At 51.2% G+C, this 25554-nt stretch carries 23 protein-coding genes and 2 tRNA genes; 21 read left to right on the top strand and 4 right to left on the bottom strand.

What is annotated here, in order from left to right:
- The first annotated feature begins 670 nt into the window (after nt 1-670).
- From ABID47_RS30915 to ABID47_RS30955, 9 genes are all read left to right on the top strand, one after another.
- On the top strand, nt 671-1909 hold the full coding sequence (locus ABID47_RS30915) for a glycosyltransferase family 2 protein (RefSeq protein ID WP_105445856.1): 1239 nt from the start codon (nt 671-673) through the stop codon (nt 1907-1909).
- A gap of 270 nt (nt 1910-2179) precedes the next feature.
- Nucleotides 2180-2677, top strand: coding sequence for a translation initiation factor IF-3 (infC, locus tag ABID47_RS30920; RefSeq protein ID WP_076173246.1), 498 nt, complete (start codon nt 2180-2182; stop codon nt 2675-2677).
- A gap of 18 nt (nt 2678-2695) precedes the next feature.
- A complete protein-coding gene (gene rpmI, locus ABID47_RS30925) occupies nt 2696-2896 on the top strand; it encodes a 50S ribosomal protein L35 (protein WP_076173245.1) in 201 nt (66 codons plus the stop codon).
- A 30-nt stretch (nt 2897-2926) separates the two neighbouring features.
- The gene (gene rplT, locus ABID47_RS30930; protein WP_076173244.1) at nt 2927-3286 is read left to right on the top strand and encodes a 50S ribosomal protein L20; all 360 of its coding nucleotides are present in this window, start codon (nt 2927-2929) and stop codon (nt 3284-3286) included.
- A 573-nt stretch (nt 3287-3859) separates the two neighbouring features.
- Nucleotides 3860-4909 (top strand): BMP family lipoprotein, encoded by a 1050-nt coding sequence (locus tag ABID47_RS30935; protein ID WP_354502718.1) that lies wholly within the window; start codon nt 3860-3862, stop codon nt 4907-4909.
- A gap of 127 nt (nt 4910-5036) precedes the next feature.
- Nucleotides 5037-6572 carry an ABC transporter ATP-binding protein gene (locus tag ABID47_RS30940; RefSeq protein WP_116232136.1) on the top strand — a complete coding sequence of 512 codons (1536 nt, stop codon included), beginning with the start codon at nt 5037-5039 and terminating at the stop codon, nt 6570-6572.
- A complete protein-coding gene (locus tag ABID47_RS30945) occupies nt 6572-7651 on the top strand; it encodes an ABC transporter permease (RefSeq protein ID WP_354502721.1) in 1080 nt (359 codons plus the stop codon). Before ABID47_RS30940 ends, ABID47_RS30945 begins: the two co-directional genes overlap by 1 nt.
- Nucleotides 7652-8614, top strand: coding sequence for an ABC transporter permease (locus ABID47_RS30950; protein WP_116232138.1), 963 nt, complete (start codon nt 7652-7654; stop codon nt 8612-8614).
- 210 nt (nt 8615-8824) lie between these two features.
- Nucleotides 8825-9148: a hypothetical protein gene (locus ABID47_RS30955; protein WP_076173239.1), complete on the top strand. Its 324-nt coding sequence runs from the start codon at nt 8825-8827 to the stop codon at nt 9146-9148.
- Between the two features lie 55 nt (nt 9149-9203).
- On the opposite strand, the gene ABID47_RS30960 is transcribed toward ABID47_RS30955, so the two are convergent.
- Nucleotides 9204-9650, bottom strand: a complete 447-nt coding sequence (locus ABID47_RS30960) for a GNAT family N-acetyltransferase (RefSeq protein ID WP_354502724.1) — start codon at nt 9648-9650, stop codon at nt 9204-9206.
- A 588-nt stretch (nt 9651-10238) separates the two neighbouring features.
- On the opposite strand from ABID47_RS30960, the gene ilvB reads away from it, so the two are divergent.
- The 3 genes from ilvB (at nt 10239) to ilvC (ending at nt 13615) form a co-directional block, all read left to right on the top strand.
- Nucleotides 10239-11981: a biosynthetic-type acetolactate synthase large subunit gene (gene ilvB / locus ABID47_RS30965; protein ID WP_354502726.1), complete on the top strand. Its 1743-nt coding sequence runs from the start codon at nt 10239-10241 to the stop codon at nt 11979-11981.
- Between the two features lie 2 nt (nt 11982-11983).
- Nucleotides 11984-12469, top strand: coding sequence for an acetolactate synthase small subunit (gene ilvN / locus ABID47_RS30970; RefSeq protein ID WP_076173236.1), 486 nt, complete (start codon nt 11984-11986; stop codon nt 12467-12469).
- A gap of 153 nt (nt 12470-12622) precedes the next feature.
- Entirely contained in the window at nt 12623-13615 is a 993-nt protein-coding gene (gene ilvC, locus ABID47_RS30975; protein WP_076173235.1) for a ketol-acid reductoisomerase, read from the top strand.
- Between the two features lie 186 nt (nt 13616-13801).
- On the opposite strand, the gene ABID47_RS30980 is transcribed toward ilvC, so the two are convergent.
- Nucleotides 13802-14782: an aldo/keto reductase gene (locus ABID47_RS30980; protein WP_116232141.1), complete on the bottom strand. Its 981-nt coding sequence runs from the start codon at nt 14780-14782 to the stop codon at nt 13802-13804.
- A gap of 259 nt (nt 14783-15041) precedes the next feature.
- On the opposite strand from ABID47_RS30980, the gene leuB reads away from it, so the two are divergent.
- From leuB to ABID47_RS31010, 6 genes are all read left to right on the top strand, one after another.
- Nucleotides 15042-16121, top strand: a complete 1080-nt coding sequence (gene leuB / locus ABID47_RS30985; RefSeq protein ID WP_076173233.1) for a 3-isopropylmalate dehydrogenase — start codon at nt 15042-15044, stop codon at nt 16119-16121.
- A 293-nt stretch (nt 16122-16414) separates the two neighbouring features.
- The gene (locus tag ABID47_RS30990; RefSeq protein ID WP_116232142.1) at nt 16415-16963 is read left to right on the top strand and encodes a peroxiredoxin; all 549 of its coding nucleotides are present in this window, start codon (nt 16415-16417) and stop codon (nt 16961-16963) included.
- A gap of 318 nt (nt 16964-17281) precedes the next feature.
- Complete coding sequence (locus ABID47_RS30995) at nt 17282-17689, top strand: hypothetical protein (protein ID WP_076173231.1); 408 nt, start codon at nt 17282-17284, stop codon at nt 17687-17689.
- Between the two features lie 387 nt (nt 17690-18076).
- A complete protein-coding gene (locus tag ABID47_RS31000) occupies nt 18077-19186 on the top strand; it encodes an ATP-binding protein (protein WP_354502730.1) in 1110 nt (369 codons plus the stop codon).
- 105 nt (nt 19187-19291) lie between these two features.
- A complete protein-coding gene (locus ABID47_RS31005; protein WP_354502732.1) occupies nt 19292-20836 on the top strand; it encodes a leucyl aminopeptidase in 1545 nt (514 codons plus the stop codon).
- 161 nt (nt 20837-20997) lie between these two features.
- The gene (locus ABID47_RS31010) at nt 20998-21963 is read left to right on the top strand and encodes an aldolase catalytic domain-containing protein (RefSeq protein ID WP_076173229.1); all 966 of its coding nucleotides are present in this window, start codon (nt 20998-21000) and stop codon (nt 21961-21963) included.
- A 66-nt stretch (nt 21964-22029) separates the two neighbouring features.
- Here the strand turns inward: ABID47_RS31010 and ABID47_RS31015 are convergent, their stop codons facing one another.
- Nucleotides 22030-22272, bottom strand: coding sequence for a hypothetical protein (locus tag ABID47_RS31015; protein WP_076173228.1), 243 nt, complete (start codon nt 22270-22272; stop codon nt 22030-22032).
- An 8-nt stretch (nt 22273-22280) separates the two neighbouring features.
- Nucleotides 22281-22604 (bottom strand): YbjQ family protein, encoded by a 324-nt coding sequence (locus ABID47_RS31020; RefSeq protein ID WP_105445850.1) that lies wholly within the window; start codon nt 22602-22604, stop codon nt 22281-22283.
- A gap of 255 nt (nt 22605-22859) precedes the next feature.
- Between ABID47_RS31020 and ABID47_RS31025 the strand changes: the two genes are divergently transcribed.
- The 3 genes from ABID47_RS31025 to ABID47_RS31035 all read left to right on the top strand — a co-directional run bounded on the left by ABID47_RS31025 (nt 22860) and on the right by ABID47_RS31035 (nt 25204).
- On the top strand, nt 22860-24917 hold the full coding sequence (locus ABID47_RS31025; protein WP_354502735.1) for a putative bifunctional diguanylate cyclase/phosphodiesterase: 2058 nt from the start codon (nt 22860-22862) through the stop codon (nt 24915-24917).
- A 74-nt stretch (nt 24918-24991) separates the two neighbouring features.
- Nucleotides 24992-25065, top strand: a tRNA-Pro gene (locus tag ABID47_RS31030).
- A gap of 65 nt (nt 25066-25130) precedes the next feature.
- Nucleotides 25131-25204, top strand: a tRNA-Gly gene (locus ABID47_RS31035).
- Nucleotides 25205-25554 lie beyond the last annotated feature (350 nt).

Genomic DNA, 25554 nt, shown 5'->3' on the forward strand with positions numbered 1-25554 from the left:
TATAACCCAGTTCAGGGTCGTTATTTGACGCCGCCCGAGAACTTTGTCGGGAATCGGCCGATCTTGTCCAAAGCCATTTTTCGCGGAAAAATGGGGCCCGGCAAGGAATTGGCCAGTTTTGACTTCCCCCGGAGGAACCTTTACAATGATTCAAACGGGTGCAATCCGTTTATAAAGAATTGATGTTTAAAGTATAACTTTTCTTGGCTTTATCTCGTTTATTTATAAAGTATGCCGATAATCATGGAAACTGATGACTAAAAAAAGGGGGGACCTGAGAAATAAAAACCCGGAAAAGAGATGAAAATAAGAACTAACAGTCATGAATAGGAGCCCGTAAGGGGCTGAACCGTCAGGAAACCGCCTCATTACCGTTTTTTTAGACGATTACGAGGTTTTACGGTTTTGACAAATGACTGAAAAGTGTGGAAAATCGATAGGGTCATCCGAAGCGTTAACAAAACGTAAAAGAATGTAAAAGGTCAAAAGGGTCATAAAGAATTAGAAAAGGGTAACGGCTTTACCGTAATCTATATAGAATGAACTAAAGAAATGAACATTACAGGGCCGTATTGGACCGATATAACAGGAAGTTCAACAAACTTTAGTTCAATCTATCTACAGAGAGAAACATGATTATGAGGGGTAAAAAAGGGGGGTTCTGAGAGTCATGTTAGACGCCATTTTTATCGCGCTCCAGGTTTTGCTGGCCGCGATCGGTGTGTACCAGTTTGTATTTTCCGTTTTGGGACTGTACAGGAAAAAGAGGAAGCAGCATTTTGAACCGACCAAGTCCTTCGCTGTGCTCGTTGCAGCGCACAATGAAGAGCAGGTCGTCGGGGCTCTGATGGAGAACTTGAAGCAGCTGAATTATCCGAAGGAGCTGTACGACGTGTTTGTCATCTGTGACAACTGCACGGACGGTACGGCACGCATCGTGCGCGAGCATGGCATGAACGCCTGCGTACGCACCAACAACAATCTTCGTGGTAAAGGCTACGCTATCGAGTGGATGCTGAAGGAATTGTGGGCCATGCCCCGCCAGTATGATGCGGTCGTCATGTTTGACGCCGACAACCTGGCAGATACGAATTTCTTGAGAGAAATGAACGACGATTTGTGCTCCGGCGCACGCGTCATTCAAGGATACATCGACACCAAGAATCCCGAGGATTCCTGGATTACGGCTGCTTACGGGATTTCGTATTGGTACATCAACCGTCTGTGGCAGCTGTCGCGCCATAACATGAACATGGCCAACTTTCTCGGCGGTACGGGGATGTGTTTTGAAACCAACCTGCTGAAGGAAATGGGCTGGGGGGCGACCAGCTTGGTTGAAGACTTGGAGTTTACAATGCGCAGCGTGAAGCGCGGCGTCTATCCAAAATTCAACTACGACGCCAAGGTGTTCGACGAGAAGCCGCTGACGTTCAAGGCTTCCGCAAGACAGCGCCTGCGCTGGATGCAGGGACACTTTACGGTGGCGCGCCGCTATTTCTTCCCGCTGATCTGGCAAAGTATCAAGGAACGCAGCATCGTCAAGCTGGACTTGGCGCTGTACGGGGCGAACGTATACATCGTTCTCTTGACATTCCTGATGACGGCCACGATCTGGGTGGACAATACGTTCTTCGACGGTCCGAACATCGCCAACCTCTACGGCTATCTGCCGTTGTGGCTGAGCTTTGTGGCGATCGGTGCCAACGTCTTTACGTTCCTGGCTGCGATGATTTTGGAGAAGGTCACCTTCAAGAAGGTCTACTTGTACCTGGTGCTCTTCCCGATCTATCTGATCTCCTGGTATCCAATCACGTTCTATGCGTTCTTCACGCAGAACAACAAGCAGTGGAGCCATACCCAGCATACCCGTGTGGTAAGACTGGAAGAGGTGCAGAGCAAACAGGGGTAAACGCATGGAACCGGGTTGACATTGTCCGGGCCCTGTGTTAAATTATTTAAGTGCTTTAAATATGAAATGGATTCAAAGCAGAAGCTCCAGCTTCTCACCTGACCGACGAAGGTTGGCGGGTTACTGATCCAATGATTTGTGAATGCGATATTTCATGAAGAGTTGATCATAGGGATGCTGGGTGCTGATACCCGCATCCCTTTTTATTTTGCTTCTGCACACAGAAATACCTATTAGATCTGGAGGTGGACGGTTATCAGTAAGGAACATATGATCAATGAGGAGATCCGGGCGAAGGAAGTTCGCTTGGTAGGCGCTGAAGGCGAACAGATTGGCATCAAGCCCCTTCGTGAGGCTCTGCAGATGGCAGCGGATTTGAATCTGGATTTGGTGAACGTGGCGCCGCAGGCGAAGCCGCCGGTGTGCCGCATCATGGATTACGGCAAGTTCCGCTACGAGCAGCAGAAGAAAGAGAAGGAAGCCCGGAAGAATCAGAAAATCGTTGATATTAAAGAAGTATGGTTCCGAGCAAACATTGATGAGCACGACTACCAGACTAAGCTCCGCAATGTCGTCAAGTTCCTGAAGGAAGGCGACAAGGTCAAATGCTCCGTTCGTTTCCGCGGACGCGAAATCGCGCATGCGAGCATCGGCCAGAAGATTCTGGAGCGTGTAAGGGAAGAAGTTGCCGAGCACTCCAGCGTTGAGCGTCAGCCGAAGCTGGAAGGACGCAGCATGATTATGATTTTGGCTCCAAAAGCCCAATGATCCTGAGGAGGAAGTACAATGCCTAAAATGAAAACACACAGCAGCCTTAAAGGCCGCTTCAAAGTTACCGGTTCCGGTAAAGTGACTCGCTACAAAGCTTACAGAAACCATTTGCTTTCCCACAAGTCCAAGCGCGCTAAACGCGTATTGGCAGGCAACCCAGAAATGGCGCCGGGGGACGTAAGACGCTTGAAACAAGGCTTGGCGAACTTGAAATAGTTAATCACACATTTTTGGGAGGTTTATATTATGGCAAGAGTAAAAGGCGGATTCGTCGTTCGTCGTAGACATAAAAAAGTATTGAAACTTGCAAAAGGTTATTTCGGTTCCAAACACCGCATTTTTAAAACAGCTAACGAGCAGGTTATGAAATCCCTCGTGTACGCATACCGTGACCGTCGTCAGACGAAACGGAACTTCCGCAAATTGTGGATCGTGCGTATCAACGCTGCAGCCCGCATGAACGGACTGTCTTACAACAAACTGATGCATGGTCTGAAACTGGCTGGCGTGGACATCAACCGCAAAATGCTGGCTGACCTGGCCGTTAACGACATCAACGCGTTCAACTCGATCGCATCGGTTGCCAAAGAGAAAGTCAACGCGTAATATACTTGTAATGCATATTAAAACCGCCCTAACCGGCGGTTTTTTTAAGATATAAGAAAGAAAATACATCAGAGACTAAACTACCATATATCGCAAGAAAGACCTCCGCTAAAAGCGGTCTGGCTTCATAGAACGTACACCGATAGACGTGTTTCTTTAGATATATGAATCATATCCCCAACAAGAAAAAGCCCCGCTTGCTAACATAAATCAGAACCTAGCGTCGCAGGTACCGGGTGCCGCACTCATGAATGGGTATGAATGTTAATTTCACGTATCTTTTCATTCGAGAATCGACATCAGGTGAGCTTATGGACAGCTACTCTTCCATGGAAATAACAGGCTGTGTGATTTATGGCAAAATAAAGCGTTTTCCCTTGATTTTTCACTAAAAAAGTTTTATTTTCTGACGTAAATTTGCTGGATTTTGGCGTAGGTAAAATGTATAATCTGTTCTGTGGAATGTCCGACATTTGAACAAGCCTTCACAAGCAATTAATTGACCATAGATCAATTGCTGAAGGGCGAAGACAGGTGAAAGGATATAATTCATTCTAGGGGGACTATAAGTTAATGAAGAAAATGTTCAAATTGTCGCTGATTATGCTGCTTACATTTTCAGTTGTACTGGCTGGCTGCGGTAAAAAGAACGAAGATACGAGCAGCTCGTCCGGCGGCAGCGAAGAAGGCGGCGCAGCAAAATCTAGCGTGAAGGTCGGTCTCGTGACTGACGTTGGCGGGGTTAATGACCAGTCCTTTAACCAATCCGCTTGGGAAGCTCTCGAAGCTTTGAAGAAGGACAAGGGGATCGAAGCCCAGTATCTGCAAAGTAAGTCCAAAGAAGATTATGTTCCGAACCTGAACAAATATGTCAAAGGCAAATACGACCTCACTTGGGGGATCGGCTTTGACCTCGGGGAAGACATGAAGACGGTGGCCCAACAGAACCCGGATGCCAAAATGGCAATTATTGATGCAGAAGTAGACGCACCTAACGTTCGTTCCGTGACATTCCAGGAGAATGAAGGAGCATTTTTGGTTGGTGTCGTGGCAGGCTCCATGACGAAATCGAACAAAATCGGTTTTGTTGGCGGATCCGAAATTCCGGTTATCAAACGCTTTGAGGCTGGTTTCGTAGCTGGCGTTGCCGCAGCGAATCCAGAAGCAAAAGTCACAGTCAACTACACCGGTGCATTTGACGCGCCTGACAAAGGTAAAGCGGCTGCAGCTACTTTGTATAACAATGGCGTAGATATTATTTTCCATGCTGCCGGTGCTACTGGTAATGGAGTATTCAACGAAGCGATTGAAAGAAATAAAGCAGGTGGCAGCAAAGTTTGGGTTATCGGCGTAGACAAAGATCAGTCTTTGAAATTCGGCGACGATGTAACGCTGACCTCGATGGTTAAAGGCGTGTCCACCGCGGTTGATAAAGTGACCAAAGAAGTGATTGACGGTACGTTCAAAGGCGGGCATGAAACTCTTGGTCTGAAGGAAAACGGCGTAGGTCTGGCCGATACCTCGAGCAAAAACGTCCCTGCTGACGTCCTGAAAAAAGTGGATGAGTTCAAGCAAAAAATCATCGACGGCGAGATCAAAGTTCCTGAAACCCCTGCAAAATAACCCCATAATGATAATTTGAACTGATATAATTCATGTGTACCAAACGGCAAGGCTGGTTATTATGACTAGCCTTGTCTTACGTTATGGCCCAAACAGAGGCCGCAAAATATGTGATAAGGGTGATCTCATGGATGCAGCGACCCCTGTCGTTGAGTTGAAGCAAATTACCAAACGCTTTCCCGGCATCGTTGCCAACGACTCCATCAGCTTGAAGCTGCACAAGGGCGAAATCCATGCACTGCTCGGTGAGAACGGTGCGGGGAAGTCGACCTTGATGAATATCGTGTTTGGCTTGTACCAGCCTGATGAAGGCAGTATCGAAGTGAACGGCAAGCCCGTCATCATTGACAGTCCTAATAAAGCGATCGAGCTGGGCATCGGCATGGTGCATCAGCATTTTAAATTGGTTCAGCCGTTTACGGTAACCGAAAATATCGTGCTGGGGATGGAGCCCAAAATTGCCGGGGTGCATCTGAACTACAGAGCATCGGTTGCCAAGATCAAGGCCCTGTCCGACCAGTATGGTTTGAGGGTTAATCCGCATGCCAAAATTCACGACATATCCGTCGGGATGCAGCAGCGCGTCGAGATCTTGAAGACGCTTTACCGCGGCGCTGACATACTAATCTTCGACGAGCCGACAGCCGTGCTTACACCGCAGGAAATCGGCGAACTCATGGGAATTATGAAGCGGCTGGTCGCCGAAGGCAAATCAATTATTTTGATTACGCACAAGCTCAAGGAAATTATGCAAATTTCCGACACGGTGACGATTATTCGACGAGGGAAAGTCATCGACACTTTGAAGACATCCCTGACGAATCCGAACGAGCTTGCCGAGAAAATGGTGGGCCGCAGCGTCTCCTTTAAGGTGGACAAGCAGCCGTCCGTACCGAAGCAAACCGTGCTTAATGTAAAAAATCTGGTGTCCAAAAACAAAGAGGGGATTCCCGTTCTGAACGGGCTTGATCTCCAGGTGCGTGCAGGGGAAATTCTCGGCATCGCCGGCGTTGACGGGAACGGGCAGAGCGAGCTGATCGAAGCGCTGACGGGTCTGAGCAAGGTTGACAGCGGCCTGATCGAAATCAACGGCAAGGATATTACCAATAAACCACCGCGTTTCATTTCGGAAAGCGGGGTATCACATATTCCGGAGGACCGCCATAAACACGGGCTTGTCCTTGATTTTTCGATGAGTGAAAATATGGTGCTGGAAACGTATTATAAAGCTCCTTATACCAAAGGCGGCTTTTTGAATAAAAGCGCCATTGACGACCAGGCGAAACGCCTGATCGAGCAATTTGACGTCAGAACGCCGAGCATTGAGACGAAGGCTCGTGCTTTATCCGGCGGTAATCAGCAGAAGGCGATTATAGCCCGGGAAATAGATAAAGATCCGGATCTGCTCATCGCAGCGCAGCCGACGCGGGGACTTGACGTCGGTGCGATCGAGTTTGTGCAGAAGCAGCTTGTTGCGCAGCGGGACAAGGGGAAAGCCGTGCTGCTGATCTCCTTCGAGCTGGACGAGATCATTAACGTGTCCGACCGGATTGCGGTCATTTACGAAGGGCAGATCGTCGGTGAAGTGCGGCCGGAAGACACGAATGACCAGGAGCTGGGTCTGATGATGGCGGGCAGCAAGGTTGCGGGAGGTAAGGTCTAATGAATAAATTGTTTAAAATTTTTACCGTCAACAGCCTGTTGACGCCTCTCGTATCGATTGTGCTTGGACTCATCGTAGGGGCCATCATTATGCTGATCGGGGGGTACGATCCGATACTGGCGTACAGCTCCCTGTTCAGCACCGTATTTGGAAACCTGTACGATTTCGGGGAAACGATCCGCGAAATTACCCCGCTTATCATGACCGGTCTTGCCGTCGCATTTGCGTTTCGGGCAGGTCTGTTCAACATCGGGGCGGAGGGGCAGTATATTGTCGGCATGACCGCCGCGACTGTGGTCGGGATCAAGCTGACTGGGCTGCCAATCGTCGTACATGCCATTGTCGCGATCATTGCCGGCGGATTGGCCGGAGGGATCTGGGCTGGCATCACCGGTTATCTCAAAGCCAAGCGGGGCGTAAACGAAGTTATTATTTCGATTATGCTGAACTGGACCGGCCTGTATTTGAGTAACTATATCGTGAGAAACTTCCTGCTTCTCAAGGGCCAGCAGCGCTCTGAGGACATCCAGGATACGGCATCGATTTCGATCGGCTGGCTGTCCGACATGTTCAGCGATGCGCGTATGCACTGGGGAACCGCGATTGCGATTCTAGCAGCTGTGTTTTTCTATGTGTTCATGTGGAAGAGCAAGCAGGGGTATGAGCTGCGGGCCGTAGGACATAACGGGGATGCCGCGAAATATGCGGGGATGAACGTAAAAAGCAATATCGTGAAAGCCATGTTCATCAGCGGTGTTTTCGCCGGATTGGGCGGTGCCTTTCAGGTGCTTGGCGTATTTCATTACCAGGCGATCTTCACGGGGTCTCCGGGCGTCGGCTTTGACGGAATCGCGGTGGCGCTGATCGGTATGAACCATCCGTTTGGTATTTTGCTGTCCGCCGCCTTGTTCGGTACGCTGACTTACGGCTCTGCGGGCATGAGCTTTGGCGCGGACGTTCCACCGGAAATTATCCGGATCGTTATCGGATCCATCATATTCTTTATTGCTGCACAAGGCATTGTGCGCTGGGTTCTGAAGCCCTTCTATCTGAAGCGCAAGAAAGAGAAGGTGTTGTAAATGGATTGGATCACAACAATTGGCCAGCTGCTGAATACGACGCTCGTTTTTTCGACAGCGCTCATTTTTGCTGCCATGGGCGGCATCTTCTCTGAACGCTCCGGGGTAACGAACATCGGGATTGAGGGTTTGATGACCTTCGGTGCGTTTGCGGCCGGCGTCGCTTCCTATTATGCGGAAGATGCAGGCATGGGAGCGGCTTCCCCTTATATCGGCATGCTTGCTGCGATCGTGATCGGGCTAGTCGCTTCGCTGATTCATGCCGTCGCCTCGATCACCTTTAAGGCGGATCAGGTGATCAGCGGCGTCGTGATCAACTTCCTGGCAACAGGAAGCACGCTGTATATGGTCAAGCTGATGTTTGAAGGTGCGGGAGAAACACCGTTGTTAAATGAGTCTCTGGAAAAATGGAAGATTCCTTTCCTTTCCAAAATTCCGATTATCGGGGAAGGCATATTCAGCAATTACCCGACAACATATCTGGCTATTATTGTCGTTATCGTTGCTTCGTATATTCTGTACAAAACCTCCTTCGGCCTTCGTCTGCGCGCGGTCGGAGAGCATCCAAGCGCCGCCGACACGGTCGGCGTCAAAGTGCGCCGGATGCGGTATATCGGGGTGATGATCAGCGGTGCTTTGGCGGCGCTTGGCGGAGCTACGGTTACGCTCACGACGACGAGCACGTTTTCGCATAATACGATTTCAGGCCAAGGTTTTATCGCGATCGCTGCGATGATTTTCGGGAAGTGGAATCCGCTTGGTGCGTTCGGGGCAGCTGTGTTTTTCGGCTTCTCCCAGGCCATCGGAAACTACTTCCAGCTCTTCGATTGGGCGCATGACATTCCGCAGGAATTTATTTACATGCTCCCGTACGTACTGACCGTTATCGTTCTGGTGGCGGCCGTGGGACGCTCGTCTGCGCCGGCTGCGCTGGGGGAACCGTACGATCCGGGAAAAAGATAACGATCGAACCGCAAAAAGGCTGCATTCCATTCAACTGGAGTGCAGCTTTTTTTGATTAAGCGCCAGCTTGGCAGGCGGCATAGTACATGCTTCCAATGCTTGCGCCCGCGATGCCTGCTTCACCCATCTTCCCGGGAACCGGGCTATGGAACAAGCGCCGTGCGGGGCATTCGAATAGATTGATGTGAAGACCATTGGAGGAGGGATTACATGCAACAGTCTGTGACTCGTAAACACGCCCAGAAGTTTGTTGGTAAACATATTGTAGCTGCCAAAAAAGACGGAAGCCTGGTGACCGGAAAATTGCTGCGCATCTCGGGCAACCGCCTGATTCTGCAGCGGGATAAAGGGAAAAAGGTTCACACCAAAGCGATCATTCCGCTCGTCTTGTTTGATCTGCTGGCGATCGGAACGGCTCCATACGCCTACGGCCCTTACGGGGGTTACGGCGGGGTTCCTTATGGCGGCTACGGCCCTGGATACGGCCCCGTCGGATATCCGGGCGCTTATCCTTACGGCGGTGGATTCTGGTAAAACCTTTAATTACCGGTTCACTTATTAAGGGGAGTGCAGGAAGTTCTCGGCACGGCTAGGAAAGCCGCTTTTCCAATTCGTAGCACTGGTTTTTGGCGTGGTACTTGATATTGAAATATCCTAACTTTTGATAGAATATCATACCGTTCGCATTCCCAGAATCAACCATGACTTTCGACCGTTTGCACCCGCGTGACAACGCAAATCTTTCCGCATGGGCCATCAAGAGGTTTCCCCATCTTTTGCGCTGTGATTCGGGTGCGACGGCCAACATATCGATATAGAGCAGATCGCCGTGAAGCATAAAATGGACAAATCCGACTGGATCCCCTTCGTAATAGGGGGAAGCGATGAGCGTCACGCCGCGGTTCATGCGCCCGGGAAGATCCTTTCGCACCTGCTCCAATTGGCTTTTGGTCATATGGGACAGCGGGACAAGCTGGGTCTCGATTAAATGCATGATGACAGCATCGTCCTGCTTGGGTCTGCGGTATCTAATCATAGAGTCTGTCCTCCGTTCTGCTGCCCAATTCATCCATGAGCGACATACGTCATCATATGAAAATAGGGGTGGGCGGTGTGCCGAAAGTTCCCGGGAAAATGGAGGACAAAAGCGGACATGTATTTTTTTATCCGAATCTGGGTATTGACTATAGAATCGATGGGTCATATAATGTGTCTAAACATTTTATCGAGTATACAGTCATCGGCAATGAAGAGGACGAAGTTTAAAGGGCTCTTTTGAACAGAGAGTGAGAGGATCTGCTGCAACCTCCGCCAAAACCCCTTTTATACGAGCTCACCTCGGAGCTGTTCTCCTGAAAAGCGCTAAAGCCTATTAGGGAGAATCGTCAGGTCCACGTTACGGACTCAAGGTATGGAAACGGATGAGCCATCGATGATGAGGCACCGTTCCTGATTTTCTATACCTGCTGAGGCTGTGCACTGTGAAGTGCGGAGCAAATATGGGTGGTACCACGGAAGAACAACCTTTCGTCCCTCACACAAGAGCATTGTGTGATGAGGGATGGAAGGTTTTTTTGTTTACCATCACAAAAAAATGAACGTATTCTTGAGAGGAGGATGACTGATGAGCGCGCAAATTCCTGAAGTGCGGTCTACAGAACAATTACGTGAGAAATGGATGAAGCCGGAAGTCATTTCCGGCTCGGAAATACTGCTTCGCAGCCTTCTGCTGGAAGGTGTCGAGTGTGTTTTCGGGTATCCGGGCGGGGCAGTGCTTTACATTTACGATGCGATGTATGGATTTAAGGATTTCAAACATGTGCTGACTCGTCACGAGCAGGGAGCGATCCATGCGGCAGACGGTTACGCACGGGCAAGCGGCAAAGTCGGCGTGTGTATAGCAACATCGGGACCGGGGGCGACCAACCTGGTCACAGGAATTGCCACCGCTTATATGGATTCCGTCCCTCTGGTTGTTATCACGGGTAACGTCGCAACGAGCCTGATTGGAACGGATGCTTTTCAGGAGGCCGACATTACCGGCATTACGATGCCGATTACGAAGCACAGCTATCTCGTCCGAGATGTTAAGGATCTGCCGAGAATCATTCACGAAGCATTCCACATCGCTTCGACCGGCCGCAAAGGTCCGGTGCTGATCGACATTCCGAAGGACGTATCGGCGGCGCTTACGCTGTTCGAACCGGGAAACAGCATCAACCTTCGCGGATACAACCCGCGCCTGGTGCCTAACAAGCTTCAGCTCGACAAGCTGGTTGCAGCGATCGAAGAGAGCGAGCGGCCGATGATCATTGCCGGCGGCGGCGTGATCTACTCCGGCGGACATGAAGCGCTGTACGAATTCGTGAAGCGGACCGAAATTCCGATCACGACCACGCTTCTCGGTCTGGGCGCATTCCCGAGCGGGCACGAGCTCTGGACGGGCATGCCGGGGATGCACGGAACTTACGCCTCCAACATGGCGATTCAGGAGTCGGATCTGCTGATCAATATCGGCGCACGGTTCGATGACCGGGTAACCGGCAAACTGAACGGATTTGCCCCGAAAGCGAAAATCGTGCACATCGACATCGATCCGGCGGAAATCGGCAAAAACGTGCCGACAGACATTCCGATCGTAGGCGACTGCAAGACGGTGCTGGAAATGCTGAACAACGATGTGAAGCGGGCCGGCAAGGCTGAAGCCTGGAGAACCCGGGTACAGCAGTGGAAGCTGGAGCAACCGCTCCGCTACGCTGATTCAGATACAGAGCTCAAGCCGCAATGGGTTATCGAGCTGCTGAACGATACGACGAAGGGCGAAGCGATCGTCACGACCGACGTAGGCCAGCATCAAATGTGGGCGGCACAGTACTATAAGTTCAATCAGCCGCGCTCCTGGGTGACCTCGGGCGGACTCGGAACGATGGGATTTGGACTTCCTTCCGCCATCGGCGCCCAAATGGCCAATCCGGAAAGGCTCGTCATTTCGGTGAATGGTGACGGCGGCATGCAGATGTGTTCTCAGGAGCTTGCCATCTGCGCCATCAACAACATACCGGTGAAGGTCGTCATCATCAACAACCAGGTGCTTGGTATGGTTCGTCAGTGGCAGGAACTGATTTACGATAACCGTTACAGCCATATCGACCTGGAAGGAAGCCCGGATTTCGTTAAACTGGCCGAGGCTTACGGAGTGAAGGGACTTCGGGCGACGAACAAGGAAGAGGCCAGAACAGCCTGGAAAGAAGCGCTCGAAACACCGGGACCTGTCGTTGTGGAATTTGTGGTCAGCAAGGGTGAGAACGTGTATCCGATGGTAACTCAAGGCTCGACCATTGATCAAATGTTGATGGGGGATGCATAATTATGAGCATGAGACATACCATTGCCGTTCTAGTGAATGACCAGCCGGGCGTGCTGCAGCGGGTATCCGGACTGTTTGGACGCCGCGGCTTCAACATTGAGAGCATTACGGTCGGGCAGTCGGAAGAAGCGGGGCTCTCCCGCATGGTCATCGTCACGATCGGTGACGACATGACGCTGGAGCAAATCGAGAAGCAGCTGTACAAATTGATCGATGTCATCAAGGTGATCAACCTTAGCTCCAAGCCAATGGTAGCGCGGGAGCTGGCGCTGATCAAAGTCAGCGCGGAGCCGGCGGAACGTCCGGAAATCCTCGGCGTCGTGGAAACGTTCCGCGCTTCGGTCGTCGATATCGGAAGCGGCAGCATCATGGTTCAGGTTGTCGGGGATTCCTCGAAAATCGACGCCATGATCGAGCTCTTGAAGCCGTACGGAATCCGGGAGCTCTCTCGCACCGGAGTCACCGCCATGATTCGCGGAAATGCATAATCATACACAACAACATATTCATTAAATTCCCGCTAAAGAGCGGGGGTTTGAGAGGATCGTATCCCGAAAGCGGGACAAACCGGGTGCAGGGTCCTTTGAAACACCCGCTCTTTATGAAGGGTTCTTTTTAAAAACAAAGGAGGATTTATTCACATGCCAGTTACAACTTATTACGAGCAAGACGCAGAACTCAGCGCTTTAAAAGGAAAAACCGTTGCCGTTATCGGATACGGAAGCCAAGGCCACGCACAGGCGCAAAACCTGCGTGACAGCGGTGTCAAGGTCGTTATCGGTCTTCGCGAAGGCAAATCTTTCGATAAAGCCAAAAACGACGGTTTCGAAGTTCTGTCCGTTGCCGAAGCAACAAGCCAAGCGGACGTGGTACAAATCCTGATGCCAGACGAAACTCAAGCATCCGTGTACAAAAACGAAATCGAGCCTAACCTGAAAAAAGGCGCTGCGCTCATGTTCTCCCATGGCTTCAACGTTCATTTTGGACAAATCGTCGCTCCTAAAGATTCCGACGTGCTCCTGGTTGCTCCAAAATCCCCAGGCCACATGGTTCGCCGCACGTATGTCGAAGGCTTCGGGGTTCCTGGCCTGATCGCCATCGAGCAGGACGCTACTGGCAATGCGAAGCAAATCGGACTGGCCTATGCAAAAGGTATCGGCTGTACCCGCGCAGGGGTTATCGAAACTTCCTTCCGCGAAGAAACCGAAACCGATTTGTTCGGTGAGCAAGCCGTACTTTGCGGCGGCGTAACTGCGCTGATCAAAGCCGGATTCGAAACGCTGGTTGAAGCTGGATACGCTCCGGAAATGGCTTACTTCGAGTGCCTCCACGAAATGAAGCTGATCGTTGACCTGATCTATGAAGGAGGCATGGCTAACATGCGTGACTCCATCTCCAATACGGCTGAGTACGGTGACTATGTAACTGGACCTCGCATCGTAACGGAAGAAACGAAGAAAGCGATGAAGGAAGTGCTGTCCGACATCCAACAAGGTAAATTCGCCCGCGACTTTATCCTTGAGAACCAGTCCAACCGTGCATTCCTGAATGCAACGCGCCGTAACGAAGCTAACCATCCGATCGAAGTTGTCGGCGGTCAGCTGCGCGAAATGATGCATTGGATCAAGAAATAACATACGGCACTCATCCATCAATAAAAAAAGGCGGATCCCCGGATTTAGAGGGGATCCGCCTTTTGCATTTCGAAAGCAGTGATGTTAGCTGATAAGAAGCTTCCCGAATTCCGCGAACAACGCGGCAGCCGCCGTCTATATAGCAGATACCGGTAGACGGGTAATTACATGGCTTGTTACGCCTGCTTACCAAGCATACGCCTCGGGAGCGGCGCCTCCCGGTCCCGGGAAGATTTCGTCCAGCCGCTTCAGCACGGCCTCATCCAGCTTGATTTCGAGCGCGCCGAGGGAGCTTTCGAACTGCTCCAATGTACGCGGCCCGATGATCGGCGCTGTCACCGCCGGATTGCTCAGCAGCCAGGCAAGCGCGACGTTATCCTGCGGCTCGCCGAGCTCATTGCACAATTCGGCAAACGCCTCGAGCTTGGCGCGATGCTTCTCGATGCGCTCCGCGCTTCCGCCGCTGCGCGTGCCTTCCAGCTTCTTCAGCGCGTTGCGTCCGAGCAATCCGCCGTCGAGCGGGCTCCACGGGATCACGCCAAGGCCGAGGCTTTGCGCAGCCGGCAGCACTTCCAGCTCCGGAAGGCGGCAGTTCAGGCTGTATTTATGCTGCTCGGACACCAGGCCGAGGAAATGGCGGTTCTTCGCTTCGCTTTGGGCGATGGCCAGCTGCCAGGCAGCAAAGTTGCTGGAGCCGACGTAGCCGATTTTGCCCTGGTTCGCCGCGATTTCAAAAGCGCCCCACAGCTCGTCCCAAGTGACGTTCGGGTCGACATGGTGCATTTGGTACAGCTCGATATGGTCGGTCTGCAGGCGACGGAGCGATCCTTCCAGGTGTCTGCGGATTTTGTACGAGGACAGGCCCCGCGCCCCGTTCGGACCGTCCGCCGGGTCGCTCATGTCGCCATGAACCTTGGTGGCGAGGACCACCTTTTCGCGGCGGCCGCCGCCCTGGGCAAACCAGCGGCCAATAATGGTTTCGGTCAAGCCGGAATTTTCGCCCCAGCCGTAAATGTTAGCGGTATCAAAAAACTGAACGCCGGCGTCAAGCGCCGCGTCCATGATGCGGAACGCTTCCTTCTCGTCCGTCGCCGGACCGAAATTCATCGTTCCCAGGCACAAGCGGCTCACTTTTAAACCCGATTTTCCCAAATACGTATACTGCATGAATCCGTTCAACTCCTTTGCGATTGAAGAGTATAAATCCAAACAATATCATTGTACCCGGAATAATCAGGAAAAGAAATGTGCCATGTTAAGGGCAGGTATAGAATAATTTAATCCATTTGGTCAGCTTATAGGAAAATACTATTAAGGTCATAGATTCTATATCTTGGTCAATGCTCTCCTTCATGTGTTAAAACAGTATATAGAGAATTAGGACAGTGAAAACGAGGTACCTGTACCTGGAGGAGTGACTGATATTATGGCAGAGGTTAAAAAGATTGCAGTAATCGCAGGGGACGGCATCGGGCCGGAGGTTGTCGCAGAAGCGGAGAAAGTGCTCAAGCGCACGGAGGAGCTGTTCGGCTATTCGTTTGAAACGGAGCATGCGCTGTTCGGGGGAATCGCAATCGACGAGAAGGGGACCCCGCTTCCGGAAGAGACGCTGGCGGTATGTAAAAATGCAGACGCGGTGCTGCTTGGCGCGGTAGGCGGACCGAAATGGGACAACAATCCGAAGGAACTCCGTCCGGAGACTGGCCTGCTCGGTATCCGCAAAGCGCTCGGATTGTTCTCCAACCTGCGTCCAGCCGTGGTGTTCGACTGCTTGAAGGACGCATCGACGCTGAAGCCTGAGGTGCTGGAAGGCACGGACCTGATGGTCGTACGGGAGCTGACCGGCGGCATTTACTTCGGTGACAAGCTGAGACGCCAAGGCGAGCATGGCGAAGAAGCGGTGGACACTTGCGTGTACAATGTGGCGGAAGTGGAACGGATCGTGCGCCAAGCCTTTGAAATCGCCCAGAAGCGCCGCAAGAAGCTCGCTTCCGTCGATAAGGCGAACGTGCTCGAAACTTCCCGCCTGTGGCGTGAAGTGGTGAATCGGGTCGCTCCGGATTATCCGGACGTGGAGCTGGAGCATGTGCTTGTCGACAACTGCGCCATGCAGCTGCTGCGCCGGCCAGCCAGCTTCGACGTCATCGTGACGGAGAACATGTTTGGCGATATTTTGAGCGACGAAGCCGCCATGCTGACCGGGTCGATCGGCATGCTGTCGTCCGCTTCGATGGGAGAAGGCGCGTTCGGCTTGTATGAGCCGGTTCACGGCTCTGCACCGGATATAGCGGGTCAAAACCTGGCGAATCCGATCGCCACGATTCTGTCACTGGCGCTGATGTTCCGCCTCACGTTTGGATACGGCGATGCGGCAGACGCGATTGAAGCAGCTGTGGCTGACGTGCTGAATGCCGGACATCGCACAGGCGACATCGCTGTGGATAAGAGCAAGGCGATCGGCACCCGGGAGATGGGCGACCTGATCGTGGCTGCGATGAAGAAGTAATTTTCAACGTAATATTGAGGTCGTTTTAACGCTATATAAATGAAGGGATTTTTTTGGAAAGGGTGCTGCCGGGTGATCGGCGGCCCCTTTTTTCACATCCGTCTGCTGAAGATGCGTTGAAAAGTTCACGATTTTTTCTTATTTATAATTATTATAAATAAATAACCTATATAATCTTGACTTTGATTTCGTCGAATGATACCATTTGAAATGTAGATTCCACTTGGGATGCAATACGATACTCAATCTAGAACAGAGCAGTTGTTCTTTATATTAAAGGAGGAATTTTTGACATGGCAGAACGTTTAGTAGGTAAACCGGCTCCTGAATTTACGATGGAAACTGTAACAGGTGACGGCACGGATTTCAGCAAAGCAAGCCTGACTGACTATCGCGGTAAATGGCTCGTATTTTTCTTCTATCCACTCGATTTCACTTTCGTATGCCCTACGGAAATCACTGCGCTGAGCGATGCTTACGAGCAGTTCAAAGCGCTTGACGCTGAAATTCTGGGTGTGAGCACGGACTCCATCCACAGCCACAAGGCTTGGATCAACACACCGCGCGACTCGAACGGTCTTGGAAAAATCAACTTCCCGCTGGCTTCCGACATCACGAGATCCGTTGCAAAAGACTACGGCGTGTACATCGAAGAAGAAGGCGTTGCTCTTCGCGGTCTGTTCATCATCGACCCTGAAGGCGAGCTGAAATATCAAGTGGTTAACCACAACGATATCGGCCGCAGCGTTGAAGAAACCCTTCGTGTCCTCCAGGCGCTTCAATCCGGCGGATTGTGCGCAATGAACTGGAAACCAGGCGACAAAAATCTGGTAACCAACTAATTTTTAAATATTCGGACAAGCCCCCTTTGCCTTGCTTGATGCAGGCCAAGGGGGTTTTTCATCAACTATGGTTTTGGGTTTAGAATGCCTCGGAGAAGTTGAAATATGGCTGGGAGCGGCATAACGTCTTGTTTTGGCATTAATATAGAATGAACTCATCTATTTAGCAGGATTTGAACAGGGCGATATAGAAAACCAAAGAGCAGGCATACATGAGAAAACTTGGGTCCCGTCAGGGTTGAAAAAAAGGAATTGTCGAGCTTGGAATCGAATACATTATGAAGAAATACGGTGGAATCCAGAGGAGGGTGAACTGGAATGAGTTATTGCTGCGGAGCAAGTATGGTTGGAACGAAAGGTACACTTAAACATTATCGCACTCAAGTCCATAATGTTCCCCTGTTGTTCTGTCCCGTGTGCCACCGGGTTGAGGTTCATTACAAGGTTGAGAATGAATACGAAATTTTGGCCGAATATGCGCATGGTGACGGGGCGGCAGAAATTGACTTTCAGGATTATGTGATCGAGGACGAAGAGACCATTTTTGAAAATGTGGTCAACTGTGAGAAGGAAGATCCGAAAGACATCATTCAGAGCCAGATTGACATGGCCCTTGATTTGTTGACGGTCGCCAAGCAAATTCAAGACGAGAAATGGCAGAGCGAGCTGAAGAAAAGACTCGCGGTCATGAGCCAACGCCGGCTGCGTCTTCAGCATAAATCATAAAATTTCATCGGATACCCGGGCCTGCCGTCGAATCGGCGGAAATCGTCCCGGCTGAGCGCCCGGTCATGACATAGCATCAGGTACAAAAATAAATTTTTTGTGTCTGATGCTTTTGTTTTAAGATTCGCTTTCGCAAGAGGCGACATCCTTATTTTTACAGGAGAAACTTCTGCATAAGCGGGGACTTTCGGCTAAGAAAGAGCACCGATTGACGGCCATCATTTTCAGGCTGGGACCATTTTTTCTTTTTTCGACAGTATCTCTTGTTGAGTTTTCCGGCGAGCTTGTCTATGATTAAACTAATCTTTATTACTGGCCAAAAGATGGAATATCTGCCTGCTAACGATTTGCCAATTCCGTCATTTCCTTATAAAGGGGGGGCATCGTGTGAGCGAAATCCAAGAGACGTTGTTGCAGTCCCTGGAGGCGTTTCAATCTACGCAGCTTGTGAAGAACAAGTACGAGAACATTTTGGAGCACTTGGACAGTGGGGTAATCCTTTTCGACAGTGAAGGCGTTTTGACATTTATTAATGTGCAAATGGCGAGGTTGTTGGAAATTTCCCGTAAGTCGTTGACTGGCCTAACCTTGCTTCAAATTTTGCGTCATCCCCAGTTAAGCAGGTATAAGAAGAAGAAAATATTGCGTATTTACCGCGAAACCATTTTTCACCGAAAAAGATACCATGAGCTAAGTGATGAAACCGGACGCCAGTGGCTTCTTACGGTCACCTACGGCGACCAAATGGACGGTGATTTTTTATTTAGTGTCAAGGATGTATCCGATTTCAAGCAGATCGAACAAACCGCCTACCGAAACGACAAGCTGGCGATGCTCGGCAAAATTTCGGCATCGATCGCCCACGAAATCCGCAACCCGCTCACGGCCATCCGTGGATTCATTCAGCTGCTGAGACCTCATTTGACCAAGCTCGGAAAAGACGAGTATGCCCGCATTATATTGACCGAGATCGACCGGGCGAACGACATTATTTATGAATTTCTGAATTCGTCCAAGCCATCTGCGCCGCAAACGACCGTCATCCCGGTTTCGTCTTTGCTGAAGGAAGTTGTTCTCCTTACGGAGAGCGAAGCGCTGATGAATGGCTGCGAGGTTGTTTTGCTCGATGAGTCTAAGCCCCTTCATATTTCCGTCGATGTGAAGCAGATTAAGCAGGTCATTCTCAACATCATTAAAAACGCCATGGATGCGATTGCTGATCAGGGACATGAGCATACCGGGAAGATTGAAATCCGCACGCGCAAGGACCAGAAAAACGTGAATATATGTATTTCGGATAACGGAAAGGGTATGGATCATATCACGCTGAGCCATTTATTTGATCCTTTCTTTACGACCAAGGAAAGCGGGACAGGCCTTGGTCTGTCCGTCAGTTACCGGATCATCAAGAATCACCGGGGATATATCTCTGTGGACAGCAAAGTAGGGAAGGGAACAGAGTTTGTGATCTCGCTTCCGATCGTTGAAATGTCCTGATTCGGCACAGCAGGAACATTTTGTCTTTGGAGTTGCTTTGGACAACGGTGGAATAATATATATGACTATCGTCCGAAAACTTGAAGACAAAGGAAGATGACGCCGATGAATGGACATCCGTTTTCCGAAGGACAAGATATTACGGTCACATGGAAGGATCATACGGAAGCTATTCAGCTCAGTGTGGATGCGCTTGTTGTTATGGTTTCCCAAAAGGACTTTGAGGATAACGCATTTTCTCCCAGTCTTGCACCCATTGTGCAGCAGCTCAGGGACAGCCGCCTGTTCGGTGCTGCCTTCAATCAAATCCACGCACTGCCTGTGCCTGATTCAAGCGGCCATCGCGCCGTTATTCTAGTCGGGATCGGCGAACGTCCGCTGACCTCCGAAGAACTCAGGCTTGCTGCCGCCCAGGCGGCTAAAACCGCGCTCAAAATCCAAGCCCAAAGCCTGGCATGGGAAGTGCCGATGACCATGATGCGATTTACTGCGGAACAGAACACGATCACTGCGGCCCAGGCCCTGACCGAAGGGTTCATTCTGGGCGCATACCGGATCAAGCAGTACAAACGAAACCATCCGACGTACCCTGGAATTAAAGAGCTGGTGCTTTTTCGAAAAGGAAACGCGGATCCCCGGGAAGCGGAAGAATGGCGTCAAGGCATTGTCCGAGGGAAAGCAGCGGCCGAAGCTACCTGTTTGGCGCGGGATTTAACGAACCTCCCTGGAAATATGCTTGTTCCAGAAGATCTGGCGAAGCATGCGCAGCGTATTGCCCGGAAGCATGGCATGGAATCACACACGCTGGATGTCGAAGAGCAAAAGGCGCTCGGCATGGGTGGATTGCTCTCGGTTGGCCAGGGGAGCATTCAACCTCCGCGGATGATCGTGATGAAGTATCAAGGAAGGGACAGCTGGGATGGCGTTATAGGGCTTGTCGGCAAAGGCATTACGTTCGATACCGGGGGCATCTCGCTGAAGAAGCGGCTCGGTATGGAAGAGATGATCAGCGATATGGCCGGAGCCGCTGCGGTGCTGGGTGTCATGAACGCACTTGGAACGCTGAAGCCGAAGGTGAACGTCGTGGCCGTCATTCCGAGTGCCGAGAACATGCCTGGAGGCGGTGCCTTTAAGCCGGGGGACGTGATCCGGTCGTTCAGCGGGCGGACGATCGAAGTGCTGAACACCGATGCGGAAGGCAGAGTGGTGCTCGCCGATGGCATGACTTATGCCAGACAGCTCGGAGCGGTTCGTCTCATCGATGTGGCGACGCTCACAGGCGCCGTCGTGACGGCTTTAGGGGATGTGGCGACAGGAGCGGTAACGAACGATGACACTTTTCTCCAGGAGCTGATCCTCGCTTCGAAAAGATCCGGTGAAAAAGTATGGCCGCTTCCTGCTTACAAGGAATTTTGGGATATGCTCAAAAGCGACGTGGCGGACATTCGCAACAGCACCGGAGGCAGGGGGGCTGCGATTACGGCAGGCCTGTTTATCGGAACTTTTGCCGAAGGGCTGCCGTGGGTTCATCTCGATATCGCTGGAACGGCCTACGCCCAAAAAGAGCGGGGTGTGAATCCGAAGGGAGGCACCGGAGTGATGGTCCGGACCCTGCTGGAGTGGATTTTGTCGCAAGCGGCATCCTCATAAGACCAATGAACGTAAAGCGGAATCCTGAGCGGGATAACCGCTTTATTTCGTATGCCGTCAATTCGCGGTCATAACCGTCCGGACAATTAACCTTTACTTTTCTGGTCACCTTCAAGTATGATGAAGGAATAAATTTTATGCCGGAAGGAGAAGCTTGTTGGATGAAAACGAACCCTTGTAAAATTGTCGATTGCACGATTCGCGATGGGGGACTGGTTAATAACTGGGACTTCAGCGTCGAGTTTGTACAAACTTTATACGCCGGACTGAATGAGGCCGGTGTTGACTATATGGAAATCGGCTACAAAAATTCACCCAAACTGCTGAAAGGCGCCGATTCTGCCGGACCTTGGCGCTTTTTGGACGATTCCTTCCTGCGTGAAGTGATCCCCCAGAAGGGCAAAACCAAGCTGTCCGCTCTCGTGGATATCGGCCGTGTCGATGAGAATGATATTTTGCCGCGCGAAGAAAGCATGCTCGATTTGATCCGTGTTGCTTGCTACATCAAGGACGTGGATAAAGCGCTGGAGCTGGTGCAGACGTTCCATGAACGCGGTTACGAAACGACGCTGAATATTATGGCGTTGTCCAACGTCATGGAGAACGAGCTGCTGGAAGCCTTCGAAATGATCCGGGAGAGCGTGGTCGATGTCGTCTACATCGTCGACTCCTATGGCAGCCTTGACCACAAGGACATGGAGTACTTGGTCGAGAAGTTCAAGAAGCACCTGCCGAACAAGCGCCTTGGCGTTCATACGCATAACAATATGCAGCTGGCCTTCTCCAACACGCTGACCGCCGCGGAGCTGGGCGTGGAGCTGCTGGATGCGTCTGTATACGGAATGGGCCGCGCGGCTGGCAACTGCCCGACCGAGCTGCTCGTCACCCATCTGAAAAATACCCATTACAACCTTCGTCCGGTGCTGGATTTGATCGAACGCCTGATGATTCCGCTTCGCGAGAAGGAGGAGTGGGGCTACCTGATTCCTTACATGGTTACGGGAACGCTGGGGGAGCATCCACGTTCAGCCATGGCGCTCCGGGCATCGGAGGATAAGGACAAGTACGTGGATTTCTACGACAAGCTGACGACTCCGGAGGTCAACTTTGATCCGAAACACAAGTAAACCGCTTCATTTGGTTCATTAGAAAAAGGGCTGCCCGTCACAAGTACGGGCAGCCCTTTTTTGGCTTCAATCGAGTCTGATATATTCGCGTTCACCGGTACGGTGATTATAATAGACCTGGTATTTATGACCGTCTTTCGGGTCAATAAATACTTCCGAAGTCGGCGTAAACGATCCGTTCATGATGTCCCTGCTGCCTCCGCTGTCGTCCCGGCGGCGGTATCTCTTGTCGAAGAAGCGCCAGCTTACCCATAACAGCAGCAGAAAAGCGACCAGCTCCAAGGCGTATATGAGCAGAATAATGACCATACCTCCCATCAGCTAACAGGACGGGTTCTAACGACCGTGCCGTAGGCAACAATTTCGCTCATGTTATTGCCGATATCCCCGCTGTCAAAGCGCATCATCACGATGGCGTCCCCGCCCATGGCATGCGCGTTCTGCACCATCCGGTCCACCGCCTGCCGCCGCGCATCCTCAATCATCTGGGTGTACTGCTTCACCTCGCCGCCGACAAGGCCCTTGAGGGAAGCCATAATGTCCCCGCCGATGCCTCTGGCTCTAACGACGACTCCAAACGTGGTGCCGAGTACCTCGATAATTTCATGATTGGCTACATTTTCGGTTGTTGTAATGATCATACAATGCCACACCCCTTAGGTATTATAATCTACAATACGGATGAAGGAGGATGAGGATTCATTTTTTTGCAAAACGACACATGTCGAACGATGGCCCCAATGCAAAATTATTGTCTAATGTTAGCAGGAATGTCGGCATAAACGTGGAATTATTTAGCATGAAATTCATATATAAATATTTCAGAAAAAGCCCGGGGGTCAGAGGACTGCATGCATACCAGAGTAGAGAAAAGACGAACAATCAGGACGGCCTTGGTGGGAATCTTGTTTTTTATTGCGGTTCAGATCGTTCAAACTGCATTTTTATACAGTAATGATGGCGTCGGCTGGTTCAAGACGGTTTATGTCCTTGCCGGCTGGAGCAGCGTGGCTGTCAGCTTTGCCGTGTTCGCTCAGGGATGGCTGTTATTTTCGCACAAACTGTCGCGGCATAGGCTGTATACTGCTGCGCTGTTTTTGTCTCTGGCTGTATTTGACTTTTTGCAGACGGTCAGCTTGCTCGGAATTCCTCTATTCGGCTTTGCATTAAACCAGGACGATGCCATGTGGCTGCTTATCATCTCCAAGGGGGCGTGCGCCCTCGGGCTTCTGTCGATTTATAATCTGAAAGACACGATGGTGTCGATTACCCATAAACGCTTCGCATTTATGATCACGTCGGCCGTGATCGTATTTGGTGTGCTTGCCTTTTTCCTGTGGCATCAGAAACTTCCTTTGCTGATGAACCATGGCAGCATCAATTGGCTGAAGAAATATTTGGACCTGGTGATCATTGCGGTATGCCTGATTGGCATCGGATCGATCATGTACCGGGGCAGAAAGGACCGGGCCCCATCGCTGCTTATTATTATCCGGGCGCTGATTTACTCCGCTCTCGGACAGGGGCTGATGATGACGGCGAATCATACATACCAGTGGAATTACCTGCTTGGCACCCTTTCCGGAGGTGTGGCTTACTATCTGATGCTCAAAGGGGTTTACCGCCTGACGATCGAGGATCCATTCCGGGAACAACAGCGGGTGGAGGCGCGGATGAACTATCTGGCGTTCCATGATGACTTGACGGGACTTCCGAACAAACGCCGGTTGACTCAGCGCATTTCCAGTAAAATCAAAAATACGGGACATGAAATGACAGGGGTCGTCGTTTTTAACGTCAACCGCTTCAAAAATATCAATGACTCCCTTGGACATCAGGCGGGGGACCGGATTCTGCAGCTTGTCGGCGACCGCCTCAAACGGAACACCCGGTCCAGGGAGGAAGTGTTCAGTATGGGCGCCGATGAGTTCGCCATCATTCTGCCTGCGCTTGCCGGTGTGGAAGAGGGGATGGAGCGGATCCGTTATTTGCTGAAGCTCTTTGAAAAGCCCGTCGTCATCGAGGAAAACGATTATCATATCACGCTTTGCGCAGGGATGGCGGTCTTTCCGCAGGATGGAGACACGGCCGAAGAGCTGATTCAGCATGCGGACACCGCCGTTCATCATGCCAAAGACTATGGGGTCGACGTCCGTCACTTTGTCCCATCCATGCAGATGAAGGCGAAGGAGCGGCTCCGCTTGGAGAACGACCTGCGTAAAGCGATCGAGCGGGAAGAGTTTTATTTGGAGTACCAGCCGCTCGTTCATTTGGAGAGCAGCGAGATCGTTGGCATGGAGGCGCTGCTGCGCTGGCGGCATCCGAAACGGGGATTCGTTTCGCCGGCCGAATTCATTCCGCTGGCAGAGGAAAGCGGTCTGATTGTTCCTCTTGGCGAATGGGTTCTCCGTACGGCGTGCATGCAGAATAAAAAATGGCAGCAGGCGGGGTATAAGCCGATCTGCGTATCGATTAATCTATCCATGCGCCAGTTTCTCCAGCCCCAGCTGGCTGAACGCATCGGGTCCATTCTGGAGGAAATCGGCTTGGATCCGAAGTACGTCGAGCTGGAAATTACGGAAAGCATGACGTTTGACAAGGAGACGGCCTTTGACCAGCTTCGGCGCTTGAAGCAGCTCGGTGTCTTCATCAGTATCGATGACTTCGGGACGGGGTACAGCTCGCTGCATTACTTGAAAAACATGCCGATCGACCGGCTGAAAATCGACCGTTCCTTCGTCCACGAAGTGATGAGCGACCATAACGATGCGGCGATCGTCTCTACGATCGCATCGATGGCTCATCATCTGCAGCTCAAGGTAACGGCCGAAGGCGTAGAGAATGAGGAGCAGCTCCATTTCTTGAAAGAGCAGCGCTGTCACGAGGGACAAGGCTACTATTTCAGCAAGCCGATTTCGCCTGAGGATTTCGAACGGACCTTTCTGCTGAATTAAAAAAGTATTGCAATCCCGCGGCATCCGTGGTATATTATTTCTTGTCTTCACAAGATGATATATCTTGAATGCAACGGGATGTAGCTCAGCTTGGTAGAGCACCTGGTTTGGGACCAGGGGGTCGCATGTTCGAATCGTGTCATCCCGATACTAGACATTCACCCTGAGAAAGTACGAGATTCGCCTTGGCGGCTTTGCTTTTACAGGTGATATGCGGGTGTAGTTCAATGGTAGAACTTCAGCCTTCCAAGCTGATAGCGTGGGTTCGATTCCCATCACCCGCTCCATAAATATAAAAGGTAACGCCGGAAGGCGTTTTTTTGTTGTTGAGCGGTTGTGTGGGAGAGAACCCACGCGCGTGGGTGCGACCGTCCGTGCAGGCTTCAGCGAAGGAACCCGATCAGGACGCGCGTCAACATCTTCCTTGAGGGCGAGCCGGAGGCTCGCTGTTGGATCGGGATGTTGAGTATTCCCATCACCCGCTCCATATTAATTAAAACAAACAACGCCGATGGCGTTTTTTTATTTTGGAGCGGTTGTGTGGGAGAGAACCCACGCGCGTGGGTGCGACCGTCCGTGCAAGCATCTATGAAGGAGCCCAATCAGGACGCGCGTCAACATCTACCTTGAGGGCGAG

The sequence above is a fragment of the Paenibacillus favisporus genome, assembly GCF_040545415.1.
In the GTDB taxonomy this organism is placed as follows: domain Bacteria; phylum Bacillota; class Bacilli; order Paenibacillales; family Paenibacillaceae; genus Paenibacillus_AQ; species Paenibacillus_AQ favisporus.